This window comes from Halonotius roseus, assembly GCF_006861655.1.
Classification (GTDB): Archaea; Halobacteriota; Halobacteria; order Halobacteriales; family Haloferacaceae; genus Halonotius; species Halonotius roseus.
The window spans coordinates 63,580-88,746 of the sequence record NZ_SESI01000004.1 but is presented as its reverse complement, the minus strand read 5'-3'; the positions used below and the strand labels follow the sequence as shown (position 1 = coordinate 88,746).

Genomic DNA, 25,167 nt, shown 5'->3' with positions numbered 1-25,167 from the left:
GCCGAGTATGGAGGTCACGTTCCTCGGAACGGGCAGCGCGATGCCAACCGGCGACCGCATGCAAACCGGACTCCTGTTGACGCACGACGACCGCACACTCCTGGTCGACTGCGGCAGCGGCGTCCTCCACCGCCTCGCGTCGACCGACGTTGGCTACGAGGGCGTAAGCACCGTCCTGCTGACCCATCTCCATCTCGATCACGTCGCCGACCTGCTGCCGCTGCTCAAAGCGCGCTGGCTTGCCGGCGAGGAGCATTTGGAGGTCGTTGGCCCCGTCGGCACGAAGGAACTGCTCGATGGGCTGCTCTCCGTCCATGACTATCTCGACGGCCGTGTCGACCTCCAGGTTCGAGAGATCGTCGCCGGCGAGAGCGTCACCGTCGCGGGCTTCGATGTCGAGAGCCACGAAACGCGACACTCGATGGACTGTCTGGCCTACCGCTTCGCGCCCGATGCCGACAGCGACGCAGTCTTCGGCTTTTCGGGCGACTCGGAGGCCTTTGCGGGGCTGACGAACTTCGTCGAGGGCTGTCATGTCGTCGCCCACGACTGTTCGTTTCCCGACTCGGTCGATGTCGACGGCCATCCGACGCCGAGCGAACTCGGTGCGGCCTTCGCCGACAGCGGCGTCGACCATCTGTATCTGACCCATCTCTACCCGCACACCGAGGGCAACCACGAGGAGATGTGTGCGACCATCGCTGACGGGTTCGCTGGCGAGGTTCACGTTGCCCGCGACGGACTCCGGGTGTCAGTTTTGTGAACGGGATGGCTGTCATCTCAGTGCCAGCGTACGCGCTGTAGATTGAGTTATTCGACAGTTGTATTCGCTAATTATATACGTCGCGGTCGGTACCGCACTACTGAACCGAATGTCTCGACGACACAAGCCTCGAATCCGGCTTTCGGAGGGAGTATAGCATGGTTTCGACAACACTGGGCCTCGGCCTGACAATCGCCACGCTGGCGGTGTTCACCGTCGCAGGGCTGCTGTACTCCCGCGGGCGCGTCGGCAGCGTGGAGGATCTGTTGACCGCACGCAACTCCACGGGCACGGGGATGACGACCGCGACGCTGATCGCCTCGACGATGGGCGCGTGGATCCTGTTCAGTCCCGCGGAGGCGGGCGCGGCCTTCGGCGGGATCACGGCCGTTTTCGGCTACGCCGTCGGCAGCGCGATCCCGCTGTTGCTGTTCATCCCGGTCGGCAAGCGGATTCGAGAACTCATGCCGAGCGGCCACTCACTGACTGAGTTCGTGCTCGTCCGCTTCGGCCCGGCGATGTACGGCTTCGTCCTCATCGTTTCGGTGTTCTACATGTTCGTCTTCCTCGCCGCGGAGATGACCGGGATCGCAGGCGCGCTCGAACTGATCGCCGGCGTCCCGCCGTGGCAGACCGCCACCGTCGTCGGCGGGTTCGTCCTGCTCTATACGGCCTACGGCGGCCTCGTCGCCAGCATCTTCACTGATACTGTCCAGACACTCGTGATCCTCCCGCTGTTGGCGGTCGGCTTTGCGGCGGCCGTCGTCTCGCTGGGTGGGACGGGCGAGCTCTACCGGACGGCGATGGCGACCGATCCAACCCTGCTCGATCCGGGCTTTCGCCCCGGCCTTGAGTTTGGTCTCTACGTTGTCTTCGCCATTCTCGGAGCCAACATGCTGAATCAGGGGATCTGGCAGCGCGTCCACGCCGCCGACGGCGCGGCGACGCTGGGTCGCGCCTTCGGGATCGCCGCGCTCACCGTGATCCCGATGGTGTTGCTGTCGGGGCTGTTCGGCGTCGCCGCCGCCGGCCTCGGGCTGACGACACCGGAGACCAACAGCGTCGCGTTCTTCCTCGTCGTCACCGAGGCCCTGCCTGATGTGATCGCCTTCGTCGTCGTCATGCTAGTCGTCCTGTTGGTGATGAGCTCTGCCGATACGATGTTCAACGCGATCTCGAGTCTCGTCACCGTCGACCTCGCCCGGATCGTCGATATCGACGACGACCGCTCGCTGCGGCTCACCGGCCGGGCGGTCACCGTGCTGGTCGCCGTCGGCGCGGTCGTCATCGGTGCCCAGCAGTACAGCGTGCTCGCGCTGTTTCTGACCGCCGATCTCTTTGCGGCCGCCGTCTTCGTCCCGCTGATCTGGGGGTTGTACGCCCGGAGCCTCACCGAGGGCGGCGCGCTCGCGGCGAGTCTCGCCGGACTGGCCGTCGGGGTGGCCTACATGCCGACGCTCCGCGGGCTCGTGGCGACCCTCCCCGGCGTGGGTGGACTCCTCCCGGAGCCGGCGTTCCTGCCGGCATTTCTCGGCGCGACGCTCGTCTCGGCGGCGGTGACGGCCGCGGCGACCGCCGCCGGCGACGCGGCGTTTTCCTTCGGCTCGCTGGCGACGGAGATCCGCTCCTTCGAGGAGCCGGCCGAGCCGCCGGCCGATGAGTCGCCAACGACGACCTCGGAGGTGTCGGACTGATGGCCGGTGGCCTGCTGTTCGGCGGCCTCGTCTGGGGGTCGATCGTGGCCGTACTGGTCGCCTTCGGCTACGTGGTGTGGCTGCTCGTGGCTGTTCGTCGGTAACGATTCGCGTGGATGTGTTGTCGTTTACCATACGATCCGCAGCGGCCAGTAAATCTAAAAAAGAGACGGCTGTGTCGCCGGTTCATCGACGGTCGTTTGTATGAAACTGTTGTACCACCCGTAGTCGCTGGCAATTATTTCGAAATCTGAAACCGGATATAGTTTACAAACCACGTATAGTATCCGGTTTCGAAATGCTATATAAATTATATTCTACATAATTGTTAATGCAGCTTAGTGTTTTTCCACGACCAGCGGATCCGTGCATCGCGGTTGCGGGTAGATTCCGGGCAGTCTACCGGCACACGGTCCCCCCGAGGTTGTACACAAATGTCAGAACACGAATCCACTCTCTCACGTCGTACTGTATTGACGACTACCAGTGCCGCAGCCATCGCCGGATTGGCGGGCTGTAGCAGCGGTGGCGGTAATGGCGGCGGCGACGGCGGGAGCGGCGGTAACGAACTTGAACTGCTTCACGCGTGGTCGTCCGGCGACGGTAACGCGGCGATTGAGGCCCTCATCGAGGGCTTCCAGGAGGAACACCCCGATGTCGAGTTCGCCGAGGAGCCGGTTGACGGCGCGGCCCGCAGTAATCTGGATCAGGTCGTCCTCAACAAACTGCAGGCCAACGACCCACCGAGTACGTTCCAGCTGTGGCCGGGCAAGAACCTGGAGAACTACGACGGTGCCTACGAGGACATCGAGGGCGACGTGTGGAACGACGACCTCAAGGAGAACTATCTGGCTGGCCCACAGGAACAGGCCCAGTACGACGGTACCTACGTCACCGTCCCGCTGAACATCCACCGGATCAACAATCTCTTCTACAACACGGCGGTCGTCGAGGAAGCCGGTGTCGACCCCGAGAGCTTCGAAACCGCGGCTGATGTCGCCGCCGCCTGCGAGACAATCGCTTCGGAGACCGACGCTGTCCCGTTCGCACAGCAGACATCCGGCGCGTGGTCGACGGTTCAACTCTGGGAGACGATCCTCCTCGGACAGGCCGGCATCGACGGCTACGAGGCGTTCATCAACGGCAACGGCGACAGCGCGGCCGTCGAGAGCGCGCTCGAAGCGGTGATCGACCTCAGCGACTACTACCCGGGTGACTCCTCGTCGATCAGCTTCACCGAGGCCAACACGATGGTCATGGATGGCGATGCCGCCTTTATCCATCAGGGTGACTGGGCCGCGGGTGCCTACAGCGGTGCCGACGACTTCAACTACGGCGAGGATTGGAACCAGGTGACCTACCCCGGCACGAGCGGGAACTACCTGCTCAACATGGACTCGTTCCCCTACATGGCGAACAACCCCTCGCCGGAGGCGACCCGGCAGTTCCTCAGCTACTGTGGCAGCGCGGAGGGCCAAGTGCTGTTCAACGCCGAGAAAGGGTCGATCCCGCCGCGGAGCGACGCCGACGTGTCCGCACTCAACACCTTCCAGCAGGATCAGTACGACGACTTCAACGCGGCTGACAATCAGCCGCCGTCGATCCAACACGGGTTGGCTGTCGCCCCCGGGATCAGAACCAACATCCTCAACGCGTTCAGTGGCTTCCTCGAAGACTACGACGCCGCCGCGACGGCCGAGGCCCTGATCGGCGCGTTCAACTGATCGGGATCTCCCCACTCCCGCATTATGCGCAACCCACTTACTGTCCTCAGACGACGCCTCTCGAAGCATCGTGAGCTTCGCGCAGACGGCGGTACCGCCTCACAGGCTGGCTCGATCCTCGACCGCGATTCGGTGCGATCAGCCCCGTTTTGGCTCCCGCCGTTCCTGCTCGTCGGGCTGTTCATCTATGGGGCGATCATCTGGAACATCGTCCTCTCGCTGACGAACTTCCAGGGGCTTGGATCGCCCGATTACACCGCGCTCGACTTCGAGAACTACGTGATCGCCTTCTTCGGCGGGACGCCCTCGTGGTCAGAACTCACCGTCTCACCCATCTGGAACTCGGCGTGGAACACGGTCGTCCTGATGGTCTCGTTCTCGGTGGTCTGTCTCGCCCTTGGACTCGTGTTGGCGATCCTTGTTGACCAGGAGATCCGCTTTGAGAACACGTTCCGGACGATCTACCTGCTGCCGATGAGCCTGTCGTTCGTCGTCACGGCGAAGTTCTGGCTCTACATGTACAACGTCGAAACCGGGCTGGTCAACCTCCTGCTTGGAAGCGTCGGCGTCGGTCCTGTCGAGATCGTCCAGAACCCCGATCTGAAGCTGGCCGCTGTCGCCTTCGCGTTGATCTGGCAGTTCAGCGGCTATGCGATGATCGTCTACCTGGCGGGGTTGCGGGCGATCCCGACCAGCCATTTCGAGGCCGCCCGCGTTGACGGCGCGAGCACACTCCGGATGTACTGGCGCGTGATCATCCCGCAGCTCAGGACGGCCACAGTGAGCGCGCTCGTCGTGCTCACTGTCTTTTCGCTGAAGGCCTTCGACTTCCTGTTTTCGATGTACGGGGGCTACCAACCGGGGCCGTCGGCCGACATTCTCGCCACTCGGATGGTTCGTGAGGCCTACGCCAACGGCAACTGGGCCTACGGTTCGGCGATTGCGGTGATCCTGTTCCTCATGGCACTGGCAATCGTGACGCCGTACATTTACTCACAGTACAAGCGGGGTGAGCTATGAGCACCGAAACGGGATGGGTCGGCGAGCGGTCGCTGTTCGGCCACTCCTTGCGGCGGATCATCCTCTACGCCGTCCTCGTCGGGATGGGCGCGTTCTACCTCATCCCGATCGAGACGGGGATCATGACCTCGATCATTAACCCCGCAAGCTACACCGGGAGCTTTCCGTACCTCCCGCCGTTGGAGCCGCTGGTGCCGAACACCGGCGAGTTCTCGCTGGAGCCGTGGCAGGGCGCCATCGACGGGCTCGGCCAGGGACTCGTCAACAGCGTCATCCTCGTCGTCCCGGCGACGATCCTCTCGGGGCTGCTCGGCAGCATGGCCGCCTTCGGGCTGACGACGATCGACTGGCGCGGCCAGATCGGGATCTACATCCTCTTTGTCGCCGGGATCTTCATCCCCTACCAGGCTGTGCTCGTTCCGCTGACGCAGTTTTGGTACAACGTCGTCCCGCTGCAAGCGGCCTTCCAACCGCTGGCAGCGTTGCCGTTCGTCGAAAGCTACCACTGGAAACTGGTCGCGCTGATCGTCACCCATACGGCCTACGGGCTGCCGATCTGTACGCTACTCTTCCGCGCCCATTACAAGAAGCTCTCCGACGAGATGGTCGAGGCCGCCCAGCTTGATGGCGCGTCGGTGGCGACGATCTACCGGCGGATCATCCTGCCGCTGTCGATCCCGATGTTCGCAGTGGTGTTCATCTACCAGTTCACCCAGATCTGGAACGACCTGCTGTTCGCGCTGACGATCATCCAGTTCGGCGACGCGGCGGTCGTCACCCAGGATCTCGTCGGCATCGGCGTCTCCCAGTCGGGGACGAACTTCCCGCTGCGGATGGCCGCCGCGCTGCTGGCGGCGTTGCCGACGCTGTTGGTGTACGTCTTCTTCGGCGACAAGTTCGCCAAGGGGGTCGCTGCATAGCATGATAATCGATCATAGCGGAGGTTCACACTGATGGCAGAACTCACACTCGACGGCGTAACGAAGGTATTCACCGAAGACGACGGCAACGAGATCACCGCGGTCGACGAGGTGTCGGTCGACATCGAGGACGGCGAGTTCCTCGTGTTGGTCGGCCCCTCCGGCTGCGGGAAGTCGACAACGCTGCGGATGATCGCGGGATTAGAGACGATCACCAGCGGCGAGATCCGGCTGGCCGGCCAGCGCATCAACGAGAAGCCACCGGCCGAGCGGGACATCGCCATGGTGTTTCAGTCCTACGCGCTGTACCCGCATATGACCGTCCGGGAGAACATGAGCTTCGGGTTGGAGGAGTCGACCGACATGGCCGAGGCGGAGATCGACGAAACGGTCGAAGACACCGCCGAACTCATGGAGATCGAGGAGCTGCTCGACCGCAAGCCGTCGGAGCTTTCCGGCGGCCAGCAGCAACGCGTCGCTCTCGGCCGCGCAATCGTGCGTGCGCCCGAAGCATTCCTCATGGACGAGCCGCTGAGCAACCTCGACGCGAAGCTGCGGGCGACGATGCGGACGGAGCTCCAGCGAATCCAAAACGACCTCGACGTGACGACCGTCTACGTCACCCACGACCAGACGGAGGCGATGACGATGGGCGACCGGATCGCCATCCTCGACGACGGTATTCTCCAGCAGGTCGGCACGCCGCTGGAGTGTTACCACACCCCAAATAACCGGTTCGTGGCGGGCTTTATCGGCGATCCCTCGATGAACTTCTTCGAGATGGCTGTCGACGACGACACCCTCGTTATCGACCGCTTCGAGTACCCGCTCAAGCCGGCCCAACAGGAGGCTGTCGCCGGCAGATCACATGTTGACTTCGGGATTCGCCCGGAGGATATCCGGATCAAGGATCCCGGCGGGCTCAGTGACAACTACCAGTTCGAGGTAACCGTCGATGTCGTCGAGCCGCGGGGTGACGAAAACACGATCCACCTCACCTTCGATCGCAGCGTCGACGACCCGGTGACGTTCACCGCGACCGTCAGCGGGCTCAGAGATGTGTCGGCCGGCGACGAGGTCATCGCCACGTTCCCGCCGGATTCGATCCACCTCTTCGATACCGATACCGGTGTGGCCGTCCACAACCGCACCTTCGATTCCGAAGACGCAACAAAACAGGTGCTCTGAACGCGGTCGAGCTACTCAAACAGCCCGAGATCTTCGGCAACGAGATCCTGGAGCTGTGATTTGAGCGTCGGATCGACGGTCGCGTGTTTCTCGCCATCGTGGCGGTTGTCGTTGTGTCGTTCGAGTTGCGTTTCAAGCTCCGACAGTGCCACCGTCGTTTCGGTGCCGCATTCCTCACAGATGATCGGCACCTCGGGGTCGTCACTTTGGTCGGTCATATCTCAGTGTTTCCGTCGGTGAGTAAAATGAATCCGGTTTCATCGATGGCTGCTGTGCGACACCTGCCACCGACTATGTGCGACACTACACCATGCCACTGACCATGTGCGACACTACACCATGCCTCCGACTATTCGTGACCCTTAAGTAACCGACAAGGCTTCGACTACTCGTAGTACTGCAGGGGCGACCGGCCCCGAGTCCGTGATGGGCGCTGATATAACCGACAACCGCGGGTTGCGGTAGCCAAGCATGGCCCAAGGCGCAGGGTTGCTAACTCTGTGGCGTCACTGCCTCCGGGGTTCGAATCCCCGCCGCAACGCTCGCACAACTGAACTAGCTATGAGTGCAGAAGACACCGAGGACGGTTCGACGGCGGAGGACGACGAAGACCTCCGGTACTTCGTCCGGATCGGGCAGACCGATCTCGACGGCACGAAGAGCGTCGAACGCAGTCTCACAGACATGAAAGGTATCGGCCAGCGCACGGCACGCATCGTGACCGAGGCTGCCGATATCGACCGTACAGCCACCTTTGGCCTGCTTGAGGACGACGAGATCGACAGCATTGTCGAGGTCGTCGAAAACCTTGAGTCACACCTCCCAGAGTGGATGGTTAACCGGCAGGATGACTTCTTTACCGGTGAATCCAGCCACATCGTGGGCAGTGAGGTCGAAGAGCAGCGTCGACAGGATATCAACCGCATGCAGATGATCGACTCCTACAAAGGGATTCGCCACAAGCGCGGCCAGAAGGTTCGCGGCCAGCGCACCAAATCCACCGGTCGTACCGAAGGGACGATCGGTGTCAACGTCGAGCGGATCAAAGAGGAGCAAGCAGAAGAGGCGGCAGCCGAAGAAGAGGCGGCCGCAGGGGATGACGACGAATGACAACCGGCCAAAACACCGTCGGCTACGAGACGCCAAACCACCCCTACCAGGGTGAACGGATCGCCGAAGAAAGTGGCCTCATCGGTCGCTACGGCCTGAAAAACAAAGAAGAGCTCTGGCGTGCCCAGTCGGAACTCCGTTCGATCCGACGGGAGGCCCGCCGTCTCATCGGCGAGGCACAGGGCGACACCGAGGCCGCTGCCGAAGCCGGCAGCGAGTTCCTCGCCAAGCTCCGCCGCTACGGGATCCTCGGCGACAACGACACCATTACGGACATTCTGTCGCTTGAGGTCACCGACATCCTCGAACGACGACTCCAGACGGTCGTCTACCGGGATGGCCTGGCCAGCACCCCACAGCAGGCCCGGCAGTTCATCTCTCACGGCCACATCACCGTCAACGGTGCCCGGGCGACGACGCCCTCCCGCACCATCGAGGTCGCCGAGGAGTCGGCGATCAGCTACGATGAGACCAGCCCACTCGCAGACGACCTACATCCAGCACGGGCGGAGGCCCAGGAGTAACCAATGAGCGAATCACAAGACGACAAGTGGGGCATCGCCCACGTGTTCTCCTCGTTTAACAACACGCTGATCACGATCACCGACCAGACCGGCGCGGAAACCCTCGCCAAATCGTCCGGTGGTACCGTGGTCAAGCAGAACCGCGACGAAGCGTCGCCGTACGCCGCCATGCAGATGGCCGAGGTCGTCGCCGAGAAGGCGAAGGCTGCGGGCATCGAGGGCGTTCACGTTCGCGTGCGCGGCCCCGGCGGCAACGGCAACAAATCCCCCGGCCCCGGCGCGCAGGCGACGATCCGCGCGCTGGCCCGGGCCGGCATCGAGATCGGCCGCATCGAGGACGTAACCCCGATCCCACACGACGGGACACGCGCGCCGAAAAACAAGCGACTCTAGTATGTCAGGCCAATTCGACGTTCAGATCATCGAACGCGACGATCGGCAAGCCCGCTTCGTTGTTCGCGGGCTGACGCCGGCGTTAGCCAACGGCTTCCGCCGGGCGATGGTCGCCGATGTGCCGACGTTCGCCATCGACAGCGTTCGGTTCACCGAGAACTCCTCGGTCATGTTCGACGAGATGATCGGCCTCCGATTGGGTCTCGTCCCGTTGACAACGCCGCTGAACGACTTTGAGATCGGTGACACCGTCACCGTCGCTCTCGATGTTGAGGGGCCGGCGACGGCCTACTCCGGCGATATCGAATCCAGCGACGAGCTGGTGCAGCCGGCAGACGACAACATCCCGATCGTCGAGCTCAAAGAAGGTCACAGCCTCAAATTTGAGGCCGATGCGGTGTTGGATACCGGCAAGGATCACGCCAAACAGCAGGGCGGCGTGGCTGTCGGCTTCCGCCATCTCCAGTCAGTCACCGTCGGCGACGACATCGGCGAGTTCGACGAACAGGAGCCGGAGATCCTGCGTGGGGCGATCGAAACCGACGAGGGCGAGGTTATCCTCACCAAGGAGTTCGATCACGATCTCACCAACCGATACCCCGGCACAGAGCTGACCGTCGAAGACGTGCCTGGAGCCTACGTGTTCCACGTCGAGACGGACGGCTCCTTCGATGTCGAGGAACTGGTGCTCCGCGCCGCCGAATCGCTCGGCGACCGCGCGGACGAACTACACGACGCAGTCACCGTTTAGCTGACTGCACCCACCGGACACCACCATGACAGACTCGATCCACTCACGCGCTCGCCGCCCCGGCCCTGTAGCCGTGTGGCCGTCGAGCCGTGGCCGTCGGTCGATGACAGACCGGCGTGGGATCGAAACAGGTAAGCCGTGGTGTGCGGTACCTCGGAGTGCGTGCAGGGATAGCCAAGTCAGGCCAACGGCGCAGCGTTCAGGGCGCTGTCCCATAGGGGTCCGCAGGTTCAAATCCTGCTCCCTGCACTCCGATTTCTCTCAGGAGCAGTATTCATGAGCAGCAAAACGAATCCGAGACTACAGAGTCTCATCGCCGAGCTACGGACGGTTGCAGGCGAGTCAGACGCCGGTGTCTGGCGCGATATCGCCGACCGTCTCGCAAAGCCACGGCGCACCCACGCGGAAGTCAACCTCGGTCGTATCGAGCGATACGCCCGGGAAGACGAGACCGTCGTTGTCCCCGGCAAGGTGCTGGGCAGTGGTGTGCTTGAAACAGATGTCACGATCGCCGCCGTCGACTTCTCCTCGACCGCCCGCCGTAAGATCGGGCAGGTCGGCGACGCGGTGACACTCGAAGAGGCCCTCGACAGCAATCCCGAGGGTAGTAACGTCCGGGTGATTCGATGAGCGCGGCCAAGTTTGATGTCGATGTCGTCATCGACGCCAGAGACTGCATCCTTGGTCGCGTCGCCAGCGAGGTCGCCCAGAAAGTCCTCGACGGCGATCGCGTCGCCGTCGTCAACGCCGAACACGCCGTCATCACCGGCAATCCGGAGTCGACGATGGAGACCTACCGGAAACGCGCCGATGTCGGCTCCGACAGCGGGCCGTACTACCCGAAACGGCCGGATCGCATCTTCAAGCGGGCGATCCGCGGAATGTTGCCGTACAAGCAGGATCACGGCCGTGAGGCCTTCGAGAACGTCCGCGTCTACCTCGGCAACCCATACGACGAGGATGGCGAGGTGCTTGAGGGCACCTCACTGGATCGACTCTCGAATATCAAGTTCATCTCGCTTGGCGAGATCTCCGAGAAACTGGGGGCAAACGTTACATGGTAACCAACACATCAGGTAAAAAGAAGACGGCCATCGCCCGCGCAACCGTGCGTGAGGGTGAGGGTCGTGTCCGGATCAACTCCCAGCCAGTCGAGCTGGTTGAACCGGAGATGGCACAGCTCAAGATGCTGGAACCGTTCCGCATCGCCGACGACGATCTGCGAGACAGCGTCGACATCGACGTGACCGTCGAGGGCGGCGGCTTCAGCGGCCAGGCCGACGCCGTCCGCACCGCCCTCGCCCGCGGGCTCGTCCAGCATCACAACGATGCCGAACTGCGCGAGGCCTACCGCGAGTTCGATCGCTCGCTGCTGGTCAACGATGTTCGGCAATCCGAGAAGAAGAAGTGGGGCGGCCCGGGTGCACGGGCGCGCTACCAGAAGTCCTACCGCTGAGGTGACCTACGCATGATGATCCCAGTCCGGTGTTTCACCTGTGGCACGGTCATCGGTGAACACTACGAGGCATTCGAGGAACGCGCCAGCGACGGCGACGAAGACCCCGCGGAGGTACTCGACGACCTGGGGATCACCCGCCACTGTTGTCGGCGCATGATGGTATCGCACACCGATCTCGTCGACGTAGTTGCCCCATACCAATGAGTATGCACTACAACCGTTACGAGAAGGCCCGCATTCTCGGCGCGCGGTCGCTGCAGATCTCGTATGGGGCCCCGGTGCTCGTCGAGACCGACCAAAGCGAGCCGATCCTCATCGCCGCCGAGGAGTACGACGCGGGCGTCCTGCCGTTTACAATCAACCGAGACCAATGACACGAATCAGCTCGATTTCACTCCGACGCGTGCTCGACTCCCGTGGGAACGCCACGGTCGAAGCAGATGTCCTGACCGACTCCGGCGGCTTCGGCCGCGCCGCAGCACCTTCGGGTGCCTCGACCGGCGAGTACGAAGCGATCGAACTGCCGGCCAAGGAAGCCATCGCCAACGCCCGCGAACACGCGGTGCCACGGCTGGTCGACAGCGTCTACGCAGGCGATCAACGCGCAGTCGACAACACGCTACGAGCGGCTGACGGCACCGACAACTTCTCGGAGATCGGTGCCAACAGCGCGGTCGCCATCTCGATGGCTGCCGCCAAGGCCGGTGCCGATACGCTGGGCGCGCCGCTCTACCAGCATCTCGGCGGCGCGTTCCGCGGCGACAACTTCCCGATCCCGCTTGGCAACGTTGTCGGCGGCGGCGAACACGCCAAAGACGCCACCGACATCCAGGAGTTCCTCTCGGCTCCGGTCGGCGCGCCGAGCGTCGAGGAGGCCGTCTTCGCCAACGCCGCTGTCCACGCGAGGATCGGCGACATCTTCGATGAGCGCGGTATCGGCGCGGGCAAAGGCGACGAGGGCGCGTGGGCCCCGCCGATCAGCGACGAGGAAGCCTTCGAGATCGTCGACGAGGCGGTCTCGGAGGTCGCCGACGAGGTTGGCTTCGAGATCAAGTTCGGTCTCGATATGGCCGCCGCGGAGATGTACGAAGGCGGTGCCTACCAGTACAGCGACGGCGAGAAGTCGACCGACGAACAGATCGAGTACGTCGCCGACCTCGTCGAGGAGTACGACCTCGCATACGTCGAGGATCCACTCGACGAAAACGACTACGAGGCCTTCGCCGAGCTAACCGACCAGGTCGGCGACCAGACGCTGATCTGTGGCGACGACCTCTTCGTGACCAACGTCTCGCGGCTCCAGGACGGCATCGACGCCGGCGCGGCCAACAGCATCCTGATCAAGCCCAACCAGATCGGCTCGCTGTCGGACACCTTCGATGCGATCGAGCTGGCCGTCAAACACGGCTACAAGACGATCATCTCCCACCGCTCGGGAGAGACCGAAGATACGACGATCGCCCATCTGGCGGTCGCCACCGACGCCGACTACATCAAGACCGGCACCGTTGCCGGCGAACGCACCGCCAAGCTAAACGAACTGATCCGAATCGCGGACGACGCAGTATGAGCGACAACAACACAGAACTCGAAGAACAGGACGACGCCGAGGCGGCCGACGCCGACGCCGAGGAGCCTGTCGATGACGAACCGGACGCCACCGACGCCGCCAGCGAGGCCGCCGAGGAGGCCGAAGCAACCGAGGCAGACGGCGACGCTGACGCTGACGACGCGGCCGAGGTCGACGCTGAGGCAGCCGACGAGGCTGCTGACGCCGACGCCGACGCTGACGACGCCGACGCCGAAGCCGATGGCGATGCCGCGGACGAAACCGCAGCGGACGCCGAAGATGAGGAGGAGGAAGCCACGCCGTTCGATGACGACGTGATGCCGGACGATGAGGCCGACCTTCTCATTCCTGTCGAGGACTACCTCGGCGCGGGTGTCCACATTGGTACCCAACAGAAGACCCACGACATGGAGCGGTTCATCCACCGCGTCCGTGACGATGGGCTCTACGTGCTCGATGTGAGCCAGACCGACCAGCGTATCCGCACCGCCGCGGACTTCCTAGAAAACTACGATCCCGAGCAGATCCTCGTGACCTCCTCGCGGCAGTACGGTCGCTTCCCGGCCGAGAAGTTCGCCGAGGCCATCGGCGCGCGAGCCCGAACGGGCCGCTTCATCCCAGGGACGCTGACCAACCCCGACTACGCGGGCTACATCGAGCCCGACGTGTTGGTCGTCACCGACCCGATCGGCGACGCCCAGGCGGTCAAGGAGGCGATCACCGTCGGCATCCCGGTCATTGCGATGTGTGACTCCAACAACCAGGTCAGCAACGTCGACCTCGTTGTGCCGACTAACAACAAGGGTCGCCGCGCGCTGAGTGTCGTCTACTGGCTGCTTGCCAACGAGACGCTCGACCGACGCAACGCCGGCACGCTCTACGAGCTCGAAGACTTCGAAGACGCGCTGTAAGCTGGTTTTACCGTTCGATTTTGCGTTGTTTCGGCTTCGATACTCGCAAGTGTGTTCGGACAAAGCTCCGGGTATGTCCCCAAGTCGACGCCGACTTCTCCAAGTGACCACCCCGGCAGTACTGGCCGGGCTTGCCGGCTGCACGAGCAGTGGTTTCAGCAACAGCGACCAGCCGACCGAATACACACTCAGCATCGACACGATCGACGCCAGCCCGACCGAGCACGCGCTGTACAAGCCGAGCGACGACCCGCTGTTCGGCGATCCCGCCCGCACCGCGCTGGCCGCTATTATCCCCGATGGCACACACAGGACGTACGGTTTCACGCCGCTACCAGAAGACAGCTACGTCGCCGGCGAGGGGCGATATTTCCAGATCGATAGCGCGGTCACCGGCCGCCAGGAGATGGATCGAACGCTGGTTCATGTGGAGTCGATCGACGACGACGCTGTCGACAGCGACGCTATCCACGTCGACAGCCTCGACCGACCGAGCGCACGGGTGATCAAGATCCTCCACTCCAACAGCGCGACCCGCGGCGCGGGGAGTACGGCCGACCTACTCCGTGATGACGCCTACGTTCTCCGGCGACCGGCCGAGCGTGACAGCCGGCTGGCGAGTGGCGACCTCGACGGGCGAGTCATCACGATGACTGAGGACGGCGGCTTCCCATACCGAGTCTCGGTTACCACCGAGTCGATCCGCGAGACGGGGTACACGACACGGGCGATCCCCGTTGCCGACAGCGAGGCCGGCTTCCGCGAGATCGTTTTTGCGACCGAGATCGATGCCGAACTCGACGATGAATCATTGTCGACGGCGGCCCGTGACCTGCTGGATCGCGCGCTCGGCGGCGAGCACACGGAGTCGACGCCGCTGTCGACGGAGTACGAGGCGGTGCTTGCGGCACTCGGCGTTGCTGATGCCGACGACAGCCTGAACGGCAGGCTGCTGTGGTACGCCGACCAGCTGTACCGCTATGGGCTCTACATCGACCACCCGGACTGACCTCGTCGTCGCCGGACGCTCGATTCCATGGCCTTCTTTGGCGAGCAACGAGCTAGCCGCGGGCGATGACACCGCTTGAGTTGTCCCTCCGCCTCCTTGCCGGGGTCGCGTTGATCCTCACCAACGGCTTCTTCGTCGCCATCGAGTTCGCGCTGACCCGGGCCCGCCAGTTCGAGAAAAGCGAGTTCATCGGCGACCGCCCCGCGCTCGAACGCGCCTGGGAGATGACCCAGAACCTCGAAATCTATCTGACGACCTGCCAGGTCGGGATTACCGCCTCCTCCATCGCTGTCGGGATCATCGCCGAACCCGCCCTCGCGGCCATCTTCGAGCCGCTGTTCGTCGGCGGCCCGCTGGCCTCTGTCGGCGCGGGCGCGATCATCGCCTTCGGGATCATCAACCTCGTCCATCTCACCCACGGCGAGCAGACGCCGACCTACCTCGGGGTTGAGCGCTCGCGGTTCGTTTGTCGGTACGGCGCGACCCCACTCTACTGGTTCAACTGGCTCATCTCGCCGCTGATCACGCTTGGCGACTGGGTCGCCAAAGGCACCCTTGGCCTGTTCGGCATCGAGATGACCGGCGCGTGGCTCGAAACCGAGGAGGATGTGCTGGAATCGCGCGCCGACCTGCGAAACGAGCTGGGCTCGCTGCTCGACGAGGGCGAGATCCCCGAGGAACGACGCGAAGAGGTGCTCAACGCCCTCGACGTCGGCGAGCTCCCGATCAGCGAGATCATGGTGGCGGCCGACGACATCGTCGCGTTGTCGACCGAGCGGTCAGTGTCGGAAAACCTCGACCGGATTCGGAACACGCCACATACCCGGTTCCCGCTCGTCGGCGACGAGCTAACGGATTTCCGGGGCATCGTCTACTCGCCGTCGATCATCGACCACTACGACGCACTACAGGCCGGCGAGGAGACCTTCGAGGGGATCGCCGCGCCGACGATGACGGTTGCCGCCGAGACAAGCGTCAGCGACGCTTTCGATCAGTTCCAAGCCGAGGAACAGGAGCTTGCGCTCGTGTTGCAGGACGGCGCGGTCGTCGGGTTGGTGACGGCGACCGACGCGCTCGAAGCCGTGATGGGCGACCTCGAAGATCCGCTGGATAAGCGATCTAATCGGTGAGGGCTCCTACCGAACACTGTGAAACAGTAGTTTCTGTCTACCAATCAGAAAGTAGAGCGTGCATTCAGTAGTTGGTTTTCACCGATTTGAATGAATCAGATGGTCAGTATAAGTTCCACTAATCCATGCAAGCTAGCTTTTATGACCGAAATATGCTTATTTTCACAATTACGAGTCTTATATGTGACTCAACGAGAATAAAACTAGATTGAAACGTATAGAGATACTACAGATACAAATGTGAACAGAACTCAAACGGAGGCGAGTGCAAGGTGGAGCCGTCCCGAACGGCGAACAGCCTCGGCTGATCGTACCGTCTTCCGTGGTGAGTGGCAATGAATCCCTCCAATACCGTTTCGTTCAGCGAGACGAAACAGGAGATCGTTGACCTCGCGGTCGAAAACCCGCAGTTGAGTGATGCAGCTATCGCTGACTCGGTTGGAGTGCATCCGTCTCTTGTTCGACAGGTACGGGAGACCTACTTCGATGAGTCAGCAACCTCCGAACCTGTGCCGTGGAGCGATTACGATTCAGTTCCCTCAGAAACCGAAGAACAGGCAGGAACGGATAGTGAGCCAACTCCAAAACAGTCCGCAGAGACCACGCACCCGATTACCGCCCATTCGCAGCCACTCCGCCGATTCAAACACCTGTTTCGAACGATCCAGGATGCCGTCGTTGAAGTCGAGTGTATCGCAGACGAGCCGATCATCTGCGGTGTCAACCCCGCATTCGAGGATGTCTTCGGCTACGACGCCAGCGACATTATCGGCCAATCACTTACCGGGGCACTTGTCCCTGAGGAGGCTGAAACACAGGCCACCGAGTTACACGAAGAGATCGCAACCGGGGACTACATTGATGCGGTCGTGAGCCGCCAGACAGCAAACGGCACGCGCCAATTTTTATTGCGTGCTGTCCCGGCTGAAAGAGTAAGTAAACAGTACGCCTTTGCCATCTATAGCGATGTTACTAGCCTCAAACGACGGGAGGCCGAGCTCGAACAAAAAATCCAGCAGTTTGAGGAGTTCGCTTCGGTACTCACCCATGACATCCGAAATCCGATCAATATCGCCGAGGGAACCCTCGAACAGATCAAGACACCAGAAAACGAAGATCGGGTCTCGCGTATCGAAAACGCTCATGATCGGATAAAGACCCTCGTTGACGATACGCTCGTGCTCACGCGTGAGAGTGATGCGATAACCGATACCGCTTCGGTGCCGATCGAGACGATCGTCAACGGAGCGTGGGATGTGGTTGAAACCAAAGAGGCTGATTTGGAGGTAGTCGATCAGTTCACACTCACGTGTGATCGCACTCGGGTTTCACGTCTGTTCGAGAATCTGTTCCGGAACGCGATTGAACACAACGATGAGTCGGTAACCATCCGCGTGGGCATCCACAACACAATGGGGACATCAACCCGGGAGAATACGGCCACTGCATTCTACGTCACGGATGACGGTGTTGGCATCCCGTCCGACGACCGCGAGCGGCTATTCGACATCGGAGAGACGACAGCCGCCACTGGAACCGGACTGGGATTAGCAATCGTTGAGCGGATCGTTGATGCCCATCAGTGGAATATTCATATCACTGAAAGTGAGGCTGGCGGTGCGAAGTTCGTCATTTCGAACGCTGAACTCAGTAGGTGAGGGCTGTAGCCTTTTGATGTGAGATTCGCTGAAGCGTGTCATACCTATCTGTCTCGTCGCTTGAGCATCCTTTAGCTCGAATTAGCTACCGATTTGGGAGTAGTTGTAAATCACCAGTCCGAGAGACAGTGCCGCAGACACCCACACCGGCTTCATGCACGTCGTGTGAGAAAGAGCGGATTTTGAGTTACAGGTAGCACCCGTCACTAATTGCTCACTAGTTCGAAAACAATGTGTCCGCATCACCATGCGGACGCAGCGCGCATTCCCTGTTCCCGTTTGAGGAGGGCGAGGGCCGCACCCCAAACACGTGAGTGCCAACCGGTGTGGTTGGCGTTCACACTCTCTGGTTCTCATGCAACCATATAAAAACCTACGCTACAGTGCGGCACATACAGATGAGATACGCGACGGCAACCCCCGATCCGACTACACCCGGAGGCGAGCGATGACGGTCGTCAGCGCGCCGGGGAAGGTGTACCTCTTCGGCGAGCACGCCGTCGTCTACGGCGAGCCGGCGGTTCCGTGCGCGATCGAACGCCGGGCGACGGTCACCGTCGAACCCCGCGATGACAGCCACGTTCGCGTCGAAGCCCAGGATCTCACCCTCGACGGGTTCGCCGTCGAGTACGCCGACAGCCCCGACGACCGGCCGGATGTCGACGTGCCGAAACCGCTGCTCGATGCGGCCACAGGCTACGTTGACGCCGCGGTCGAACAGGCCCGCGAGGCGGCCGACGCGCCCGACGCCGGCTTCGATATCTCCGTCGACAGCGAGATCCCGCTTGGCGCGGGGCTGGGCTCCTCGGCGGCGGTCGTCGTCGCCGGCATCGACGCCGCGACGCGCGCACTCGGCGAGCCGCTCGACCGCCGCGAACTCGCCGATCGTGCCTATCGGGCCGAGTACGATGTGCAGGACGGCCAAGCCTCCCGCGCGGACACCTTCTGCTCGACGATGGGGGGTGCGGTTCGCGTCGAGGGCGACGACTGCACCCGCCTCGACACGCCGGAACTTCCCTTCGTCGTCGGCTTCGACGGCGGCGCGGGCGACACCGGCCAGCTGGTCGCCGGCGTACGCTCGCTGCGGGATCGCTACGAGTTCGCCGCCGACACGGTCGAAGCCATCGGCGACATCGTCCGGGAAGGCGAGTCGCTGCTGGCCGACGCCGATCCCGACAGCGATCCGAGCGCGGAACTGATCGGTGAACTAGGCGAACTCATGGATATCAACCACGGCCTCCTCTCCGCGCTCGGCGTCTCCTCGCGGTCGCTGGATACGATGGTCTGGGCGGCCCGTGAGGCTGGCGCGGATGGCGCGAAGCTCACCGGCGCGGGCGGCGGGGGCTGTATCGTCGCCCTCGACGCGACCGACGAAACCGAGACGAGTCTCCAGTACACGACGGACTGTGAGCAGGCGTTTCGCGCCGAACTCGCCACCGAGGGCGTTCGCCTGGAGGAGCCATAATGGCCGGCGACGCGACCGCCGGCGTCGACCTGACGGTTCTCAAACTCGGCGGCAGCGTCATCACCGACAAGGACAGCCCGGAAACCGTCGACGACGATGCACTCGACAGCGTTGTCTCGGCGATCGCTGCTGCTGGGGTTGCGGACGGCGACGCCTCCGCTGGCCCCGCCGAGTTGATCGTCGTCCACGGCGGCGGCAGCTTCGGCCATGTTCACGCTGCCGACCACGGCGTCTCGACGACCGAGGGCACCCACGATCCGGCGGCGGTGACGGCGATCCACGGCGCGATGAAACGACTGAACAGCGTCGTCGTCGACCGGCTGCAAGCCGCGGGCGTCCCTGCGGTTCCCGTCCATCCGCTGTCGGCTGCCGCCCGCGACGCCGACGCCGGGCTGTCGCTGCCGACGGCCGCGGTCGCAGGGCTGCGCGCCGAAGGATTTATTCCTGTGTTACACGGCGATGTCGTCGCCCACGCCGGGAAGGGCGTGACCGTCCTGAGTGGCGACGAGATCGTGACGGGACTGGCCGAGCGACTCGGTGCGTCGCGTGTCGGTCTCTGTTCGACGGTTCCAGGCGTCCTCAACACCGACGGCGACGTGATCGAGTCGATCACCGATTTTGGGTCGGTTGCGGCCGCCCTGGGCGACAGCGAGTCGACCGACGTGAGCGGCGGGATGGCCGCCAAGGTGCGAGAGCTGCTTGCCCTCGGCGCGCCGGCCCACATCTTCGGGCCTGACGCCATCGCCGGCTTTCTCGCTGACGACGATGTCGGGACGCTGATCGACGGCGCGTGAGACAGCCACGGCAGGTCAACAGGCAGGTACCAAACCCTTATTCGGCGGACTCGCCGACCTCCACGCATGAACGACGACGACGTGCGATCGCTGTTGTCGACTGTCGAGGATCCCGATCTCGACGACGATATCGTCTCTCTCGGGCTCGTCAACGCGGTCGATGTCGACGACGAGACGATTCGGCTCTCGCTGGCTCTCGGCGCGCCGTACGCCCCCCACGAGTCACAGATCGCCGACGATATACGGGCGGCTCTGTCCGACACCGGCCGTGAGATCGAGCTGACGGCGGCATTGCCGTCAGGGCTGCACACCGACGAGGAGGTGTTGCCCAACATCCAAAACATCATCGCCGTCGCCTCCGGGAAAGGCGGCGTCGGCAAATCGACGGTGTCGGTGAATCTCGCGGCGGGGTTGGCCGAGCGCGGCGCGCGGGTCGGGCTGTTCGATACCGACATCTACGGGCCGAACGTCCCCCGCATGGTCGACAGCGACGAGGCCCCGGACGCTACCGAGGAGAAGACGCTGATCCCACCGGAGCAGTACGGGCTGAAACTGATGAGCATGGATTTCCTCGTCGGCCCCGACGATCCGGTGATCTGGCGTGGCCCGATGGTACACAAGATGCTGACCCAACTGGTCGAGGATGTCGAGTGGGGACAGCTGGATTACCTCGTCGTCGACCTCCCGCCGGGGACGGGCGATACCCAGCTGACGGTGCTCCAGACGCTGCCGCTAACAGGGGCGGTGATCGTCACGACACCCCAGCAGGTCGCCATCGACGACGCGGTCAAGGGGTTGCGCATGTTCGGCGAACACGAAACACCCGTCTTGGGGATCGTCGAAAACATGTCGTCGTTCCGCTGTCCCGACTGCGGCGGCCGCCACGATATCTTCGGTGCCGGCGGCGGTGAGGACTTCGCCGACGAGGAGAACCTCCCGTTCCTCGGGGCGATCCCGCTGGATCCGGCGATCCGGGCCGGCGGCGACGGCGGCGAGCCGATCGTCCGATCGGATGGCGAAACGGCGACCGCGTTCAAAACGATGACCGAGCGTGTCGCCAACAACGTCGGGATCATTCGGCGACAACAGGCGAGCACGCACGCCAAGGGTGCGGAGAGATAGCGTTACTCAACCTGGAGGGCGGTCTCGGTCGCCGGATCGGTGAGCAGCTGTGTGGCTGCCTCGACGGCCGCGTCGGCCTCAGCGGTGTTTTCCATGAGCACGGTCTCACTCGGGAACAGCTGCTCGCCAAGCACGAGCCCGTGTTCCCGGGCGGTCGAGCCGGTAACGGTCAGATAGACGCCGACCCCGGTGTCGGCGATCGCGGCCTCTTCCTCGGCCGTCTCGGTCGGATAGGCGAACTCGACGCCGTCGGTCGCCGCTGTGCCAAGGACGGCCTCAACAAGCCGTTCGTATCGCGGTGAGATACACAGCGGGCCGCGGTAGTCGGCGACGAACTCACGGTCAAGCGTCGCCGTCTCGCCGACGGCCTCCGGCGTCGCCAACAGCGTGTGGTACACCGTATCGCCGAGGCCGGTCACGACAGCGACATCGGTGTCCTGGGGGTTGATGCGGGCGTTGATCTCCGCCAGCGAGCCGATCCCCTCCGGGCGGAGCTCGACGACCTCCTCCAAGACGAGATCCGCGCTGTCGAAGCCGAGGGCGAACTCGTGGGTTCGCAGCGCGCGAAACGGCTCCTCGCGGCCGATCAGCCGGAGGGTGATGTCGTCGACCGACACCGAGAGGCTGTCGAAGACGACACGGCGTGGAAACCCCTCGCGGTCGTCCCGCAGGAGCGTGTACTCCGGGGCGGAGGGATCGCCTGTCTCGCTGTAGTCGGCCAGCCGTTCATAGGGGCTCTCGTCGGCCGATTTGGTGCCTTTCGTGAGTGCCTTCTCGTAGCGCAGCGTGGAGATGATGCTGTCGGCACGCGCGTCGATATCGGCCACGGTAGCCACCCGTTCGAGCACCGCTTCCAGCGGCCGCCCCTTTCTGGGAACGGCGACCGGGATCGTCGCGGTCATTAAACGGACTCTCGTGGCCCCCGACTAAACGGATTCCGTTTTCGATGCAGACAGAAAACAGCCGACACCAGAGCGATTAGGAGTCGTCGTTGCCGACGCCAAAGGCGGAGCTCAGCCCCTCACGGAACTGTTCGAGGGCTTCGATACCATCCTCGGCATCGTCGAGCCGGGCTTCGATCTCGGCGAGATCGTCCGCATCGGCGGCCGCCTCGGCCTGCTCTTCGATCTCCTGCAGCGTATCCCACAGGGATTCGATGTTGTCACCCAGATCGCCCTCGACCGTATCAAGCTCCGCGCGGATGTCCGCAACATCATCCTGGGTGTCGATAACCGTCTCATCAAGATTGTCAACGGTTCCTTCGATGTCGTCAACTGTTGCCTCGACGTCGTCAACTGTCGCCTCAATGTCGTTAACCACCGCATCAAGATCGTCGACGGTGGCATCGACACTGTCGACCTCCTCGGCAACCGAGTCGATCTCGTCGATGACGCTTTCGATCTCGTCGGTGGCGTCAGCAAGATCGGCTTCGAGTTCCTCGACGGCGGCGGCGGCATCGTCGGCGGTGTCGCTGGCCGATTCGGCTGTTTCGGCGGCCTCTGTTGCGGTTGTGTCCGTCTCGTCCAGCCGGTCGTCGAGTTCGGTCACATCCGATTCGAGGGCATCGAGCGTCTGTTCGTGGCTGTCGACCGTCTCTGAGAGGGTTGACAGTTCCTCGGTGGCCGTTTCGACCTCGGATTCCAGCGCGTCGATCTCGGCCTCGTTGTCGGCCGTGTCGGCTTCGATTTCGGCCTCCAGCTCCTCGACGGTCGCCGACAGCTCGTCGATATCAGCTTGGAAGCTATCGAAGATGTCCTCGCTCGTCCCGTGGTCGTCGATAAACGCTTCGAGGGCGTCCGTGTAGGTGGACAGCTCATCGACCTGCGATTGGAGCCGTTCGATCCGCACCTCCGCACTTCGGGGAAGCCCCAACCCGAGCTCGGATTTGATCACCGAACGATCCTCCTCGGAGATCGTCCCTTCGCGCAGCTCCTCGGCGAGGGCGGCCGCGATCCCCTCAGCGGCATCGGGTGTGGCCGCGGCGGTATCCGACTCGTCGGCCGTCGATGCTGTGGCATCGTCGTCGTCGGGTGACTGGGTCATGGTGTCCTCATCAGCTTCGTCGACCGCGTCGCTGGCGTCATCGTCGGGGGCGTCCTCGTCGTCCTCCTCGCTCTCATCGATCAGCTCGGTGTCGGCGTCGTCAGCACCGGCCTCGGGTTCTGGTTCGATGTCAAGATCGGGTTCGTCGTCAAGATCGAGCTCATCGTCGACACCGGGTTCATCGTCGACATCGAGTTCGTCGTTGACATCGAGTTCATCGTCGATAGCGGACTCCTCGTCGGTTTCGGGTTCGCCGGCTGGATCGCTCTCGAAGTCGGTGTCGATCTCATCAGACTCGCTTTCATCGTCGATATCGGGCTCGGCGTCTACGTCGGAGTCGTCATCCACATCGGATTCGGCGTCGACAGCAGATTCGGTGTTGGTATCAAGATCGGGTTCTTCACCGGCCTCAGTTGCCGCGTCAAGGGAATCGTCCTCAATGGCGTCGTCATCGTCGGCGGTCGCAGCCGCATCGTCGTCGACCGCAATCGCTTCATCATCGGTTCGCTCCGTCTCAGGCTCGTCGTCGACTCCGGTTTCCGGCCCCCATTCCTCATCATCGGTCGGCTCGTCTGCTGCGTCTGTGCCGGTTTCCGGCCCCCACTCCTCATCATCGGTCGGATCACCGTCGACATCGACAGCATCGAGCGGGTCGATGTCCTCACCGTCATCGTCGGCGTCGTCGTCGATCGAGGGCTCCGCGTCGGCGGGTTCCGACGGGGGTGTGTCGTCAATAGCGTCGGCAGCGGCGTCAGCGTCGGAAGCGGCCGTGGGGGCCGCCGGGGCCTCGTCGGCCGGTGGTGTCCCATCGCCGGCCTCCTCGGGCGGTGTTTCGGGATCGACATCCGAATCGCTGGGGTTGACAGGGCCATCAAGCGGTGTCTCGCCCGCGTCCGCGCCGGGCAGCGAGGAGCGTTCGCCGGCCAACACCTCACGGATGAGCTGGCTGTTGTCGGAGCCGAGAACACCCTCGATGTCGGTCGGGTCATCCTCGGAGGTGGCGATCTCCTTGATCTCGGGTTCGGTCAGGAACTGCTGGAGCTCGTCGGGGTCATCAGTCCGGATGCCGTAGACGGTTTCGACCGTTTCGGTTGGATCGAGGGTGTACTCGAACTCGACGCGGTGGTTCTTGTAGGCCGTCCACGCGTCGCTGTGGTAGTCCGGATGGAACCCGATCCGCTCCATCGGAAAGGAACTCGGGATCTGGTCTGTCAGCCGAACATGTACCGGCACATCGGTGTTCGACGTCAGTGTAAACGCGACCGCTGGGACGGGGAACTCCTCGGCTGTGACGGTCTTCTCGACGACAACACCGTCGTTGGACACCGTCACGAGGTCATCCGTCTCTGGCCCCTGGCTCATGGAACCTTCTACTCAACCAATGACTTAAAATATGCGGGCTGGTGGCCGGTCACACACCGGTGTGGTCTGTGACAGCCCCACCAACGCCACCCGGTCAGATCGACCGGGCGACCACAGCCGACCTCAGCGGTAGTTCTCAACGGCGACTGTCGCCGGGCTGGCCGCCTCGCGTCGTGCCCGTCGCTCGGCGGATCGTTCCATGCGGCGGCGGTAGGCGGTCTGCTGGCGCATCGCCTGGCGGCGACACCGCTCTTGGGTCATCCAGTTGCTGCGGTCTTCGTCGGTCGTCTCCGGATCCCAGAACCACACTGGGAAGTCGTAGTCAGTCATCATTGTGTTGTTCTCCCTGTAATCACACAACGCCTGTTGTGTGTTTCTCGTTTTGACTTCATACATCCCGATGTTGGCAACCGACTTAACTGTTGGTGTGTACGTATGGATACGTTTATATGTGTATATACAAGCTTTGCTCGTCATTAAATATGGACAAAAACACCAGAATTGAACAAGATAGTTGTATTCCGGGCAACAGCCGAGTGTGATGGCTAGCCCTCACT

General features: G+C 62.9%; 27 protein-coding genes and 2 tRNA genes. 25 read left to right on the top strand and 4 right to left on the bottom strand.

The features are described from left to right. Positions 1–7 precede the first annotated feature (7 nt). The 6 genes from EWF95_RS12465 (at position 8) to EWF95_RS12440 (ending at position 7,309) form a co-directional block, all read left to right on the top strand. Positions 8–763, top strand: coding sequence for an MBL fold metallo-hydrolase (locus EWF95_RS12465; RefSeq protein ID WP_142444415.1), 756 nt, complete (start codon positions 8–10; stop codon positions 761–763). Positions 764–921: 158 nt separating this feature from the next. Continuing rightward, positions 922–2,457 (top strand): sodium:solute symporter family transporter, encoded by a 1,536-nt coding sequence (locus tag EWF95_RS12460; protein WP_142444414.1) that lies wholly within the window; start codon positions 922–924, stop codon positions 2,455–2,457. A gap of 473 nt (positions 2,458–2,930) precedes the next feature. Beyond that, positions 2,931–4,181 carry an ABC transporter substrate-binding protein gene (locus EWF95_RS12455; protein ID WP_246055721.1) on the top strand — a complete coding sequence of 417 codons (1,251 nt, stop codon included), beginning with the start codon at positions 2,931–2,933 and terminating at the stop codon, positions 4,179–4,181. Between the two features lie 24 nt (positions 4,182–4,205). Continuing rightward, positions 4,206–5,201 carry a carbohydrate ABC transporter permease gene (locus EWF95_RS12450; RefSeq protein WP_142444412.1) on the top strand — a complete coding sequence of 332 codons (996 nt, stop codon included), beginning with the start codon at positions 4,206–4,208 and terminating at the stop codon, positions 5,199–5,201. Then, positions 5,198–6,121: a carbohydrate ABC transporter permease gene (locus tag EWF95_RS12445; RefSeq protein ID WP_142444411.1), complete on the top strand. Its 924-nt coding sequence runs from the start codon at positions 5,198–5,200 to the stop codon at positions 6,119–6,121. Before EWF95_RS12450 ends, EWF95_RS12445 begins: the two co-directional genes overlap by 4 nt. Before the next feature lie 33 nt (positions 6,122–6,154). Continuing rightward, positions 6,155–7,309, top strand: coding sequence for an ABC transporter ATP-binding protein (locus EWF95_RS12440; RefSeq protein ID WP_142444410.1), 1,155 nt, complete (start codon positions 6,155–6,157; stop codon positions 7,307–7,309). Positions 7,310–7,320: 11 nt separating this feature from the next. Here EWF95_RS12440 and EWF95_RS12435 read toward each other — a convergent pair whose 3' ends face one another. Beyond that, complete coding sequence (locus EWF95_RS12435; protein WP_142444409.1) at positions 7,321–7,527, bottom strand: hypothetical protein; 207 nt, start codon at positions 7,525–7,527, stop codon at positions 7,321–7,323. A 237-nt stretch (positions 7,528–7,764) separates the two neighbouring features. On the opposite strand from EWF95_RS12435, the gene EWF95_RS12430 reads away from it, so the two are divergent. The 19 genes from EWF95_RS12430 (at position 7,765) to EWF95_RS12340 (ending at position 21,205) form a co-directional block, all read left to right on the top strand. Next, positions 7,765–7,850 (top strand) — tRNA-Ser (locus EWF95_RS12430). A gap of 20 nt (positions 7,851–7,870) precedes the next feature. Then, positions 7,871–8,419 (top strand): 30S ribosomal protein S13, encoded by a 549-nt coding sequence (locus EWF95_RS12425; RefSeq protein WP_142444408.1) that lies wholly within the window; start codon positions 7,871–7,873, stop codon positions 8,417–8,419. Next, positions 8,416–8,943, top strand: a complete 528-nt coding sequence (locus EWF95_RS12420) for a 30S ribosomal protein S4 (RefSeq protein ID WP_120099953.1) — start codon at positions 8,416–8,418, stop codon at positions 8,941–8,943. Before EWF95_RS12425 ends, EWF95_RS12420 begins: the two co-directional genes overlap by 4 nt. Positions 8,944–8,946: 3 nt before the next feature. Then, positions 8,947–9,336: a 30S ribosomal protein S11 gene (locus EWF95_RS12415; protein ID WP_120099951.1), complete on the top strand. Its 390-nt coding sequence runs from the start codon at positions 8,947–8,949 to the stop codon at positions 9,334–9,336. A gap of 1 nt (position 9,337) precedes the next feature. After that, complete coding sequence (locus EWF95_RS12410) at positions 9,338–10,087, top strand: DNA-directed RNA polymerase subunit D (RefSeq protein ID WP_142444407.1); 750 nt, start codon at positions 9,338–9,340, stop codon at positions 10,085–10,087. A 164-nt stretch (positions 10,088–10,251) separates the two neighbouring features. Continuing rightward, a tRNA-Leu gene (locus EWF95_RS12405) sits at positions 10,252–10,336 on the top strand. Positions 10,337–10,363: 27 nt separating this feature from the next. Further along, positions 10,364–10,717: a 50S ribosomal protein L18e gene (locus EWF95_RS12400; protein ID WP_142444406.1), complete on the top strand. Its 354-nt coding sequence runs from the start codon at positions 10,364–10,366 to the stop codon at positions 10,715–10,717. Next, positions 10,714–11,151: a 50S ribosomal protein L13 gene (locus EWF95_RS12395; RefSeq protein WP_142444405.1), complete on the top strand. Its 438-nt coding sequence runs from the start codon at positions 10,714–10,716 to the stop codon at positions 11,149–11,151. The genes EWF95_RS12400 and EWF95_RS12395 overlap by 4 nt, the downstream gene beginning before the upstream one ends. Further along, the gene (locus EWF95_RS12390; RefSeq protein WP_120099941.1) at positions 11,145–11,543 is read left to right on the top strand and encodes a 30S ribosomal protein S9; all 399 of its coding nucleotides are present in this window, start codon (positions 11,145–11,147) and stop codon (positions 11,541–11,543) included. Before EWF95_RS12395 ends, EWF95_RS12390 begins: the two co-directional genes overlap by 7 nt. Positions 11,544–11,555: 12 nt before the next feature. Continuing rightward, the gene (locus tag EWF95_RS12385; RefSeq protein ID WP_142444404.1) at positions 11,556–11,750 is read left to right on the top strand and encodes a DNA-directed RNA polymerase subunit N; all 195 of its coding nucleotides are present in this window, start codon (positions 11,556–11,558) and stop codon (positions 11,748–11,750) included. Then, entirely contained in the window at positions 11,747–11,920 is a 174-nt protein-coding gene (locus tag EWF95_RS12380; RefSeq protein WP_142444403.1) for a DNA-directed RNA polymerase subunit K, read from the top strand. The genes EWF95_RS12385 and EWF95_RS12380 overlap by 4 nt, the downstream gene beginning before the upstream one ends. Then, positions 11,917–13,116, top strand: coding sequence for a phosphopyruvate hydratase (eno, locus tag EWF95_RS12375; protein ID WP_142444402.1), 1,200 nt, complete (start codon positions 11,917–11,919; stop codon positions 13,114–13,116). The genes EWF95_RS12380 and eno overlap by 4 nt, the downstream gene beginning before the upstream one ends. Next, positions 13,113–14,027, top strand: a complete 915-nt coding sequence (gene rpsB, locus EWF95_RS12370; protein WP_142444401.1) for a 30S ribosomal protein S2 — start codon at positions 13,113–13,115, stop codon at positions 14,025–14,027. The genes eno and rpsB overlap by 4 nt, the downstream gene beginning before the upstream one ends. A gap of 103 nt (positions 14,028–14,130) precedes the next feature. Next, positions 14,131–15,036: a hypothetical protein gene (locus EWF95_RS12365; RefSeq protein WP_246055719.1), complete on the top strand. Its 906-nt coding sequence runs from the start codon at positions 14,131–14,133 to the stop codon at positions 15,034–15,036. 65 nt (positions 15,037–15,101) lie between these two features. Continuing rightward, the gene (locus EWF95_RS12360; RefSeq protein WP_142444399.1) at positions 15,102–16,166 is read left to right on the top strand and encodes a CNNM domain-containing protein; all 1,065 of its coding nucleotides are present in this window, start codon (positions 15,102–15,104) and stop codon (positions 16,164–16,166) included. Positions 16,167–16,675: 509 nt separating this feature from the next. Beyond that, a complete protein-coding gene (locus EWF95_RS12355) occupies positions 16,676–17,824 on the top strand; it encodes a PAS domain-containing sensor histidine kinase (RefSeq protein WP_185911785.1) in 1,149 nt (382 codons plus the stop codon). Between the two features lie 448 nt (positions 17,825–18,272). Beyond that, positions 18,273–19,289, top strand: a complete 1,017-nt coding sequence (mvk, locus tag EWF95_RS12350) for a mevalonate kinase (protein ID WP_142444397.1) — start codon at positions 18,273–18,275, stop codon at positions 19,287–19,289. Then, complete coding sequence (locus EWF95_RS12345) at positions 19,289–20,083, top strand: isopentenyl phosphate kinase (RefSeq protein WP_142444396.1); 795 nt, start codon at positions 19,289–19,291, stop codon at positions 20,081–20,083. Before mvk ends, EWF95_RS12345 begins: the two co-directional genes overlap by 1 nt. A 66-nt stretch (positions 20,084–20,149) precedes the next feature. Beyond that, positions 20,150–21,205: an Mrp/NBP35 family ATP-binding protein gene (locus EWF95_RS12340; protein ID WP_142444395.1), complete on the top strand. Its 1,056-nt coding sequence runs from the start codon at positions 20,150–20,152 to the stop codon at positions 21,203–21,205. 2 nt (positions 21,206–21,207) lie between these two features. On the opposite strand, the gene EWF95_RS12335 is transcribed toward EWF95_RS12340, so the two are convergent. From EWF95_RS12335 to EWF95_RS12325, 3 genes are all read right to left on the bottom strand, one after another. Then, complete coding sequence (locus EWF95_RS12335; protein ID WP_142444394.1) at positions 21,208–22,107, bottom strand: hypothetical protein; 900 nt, start codon at positions 22,105–22,107, stop codon at positions 21,208–21,210. 76 nt (positions 22,108–22,183) lie between these two features. Further along, positions 22,184–24,610 (bottom strand): hypothetical protein, encoded by a 2,427-nt coding sequence (locus tag EWF95_RS12330; RefSeq protein ID WP_142444393.1) that lies wholly within the window; start codon positions 24,608–24,610, stop codon positions 22,184–22,186. A 123-nt stretch (positions 24,611–24,733) separates the two neighbouring features. Continuing rightward, positions 24,734–24,943, bottom strand: a complete 210-nt coding sequence (locus EWF95_RS12325) for a hypothetical protein (RefSeq protein WP_142444392.1) — start codon at positions 24,941–24,943, stop codon at positions 24,734–24,736. Positions 24,944–25,167 lie beyond the last annotated feature (224 nt).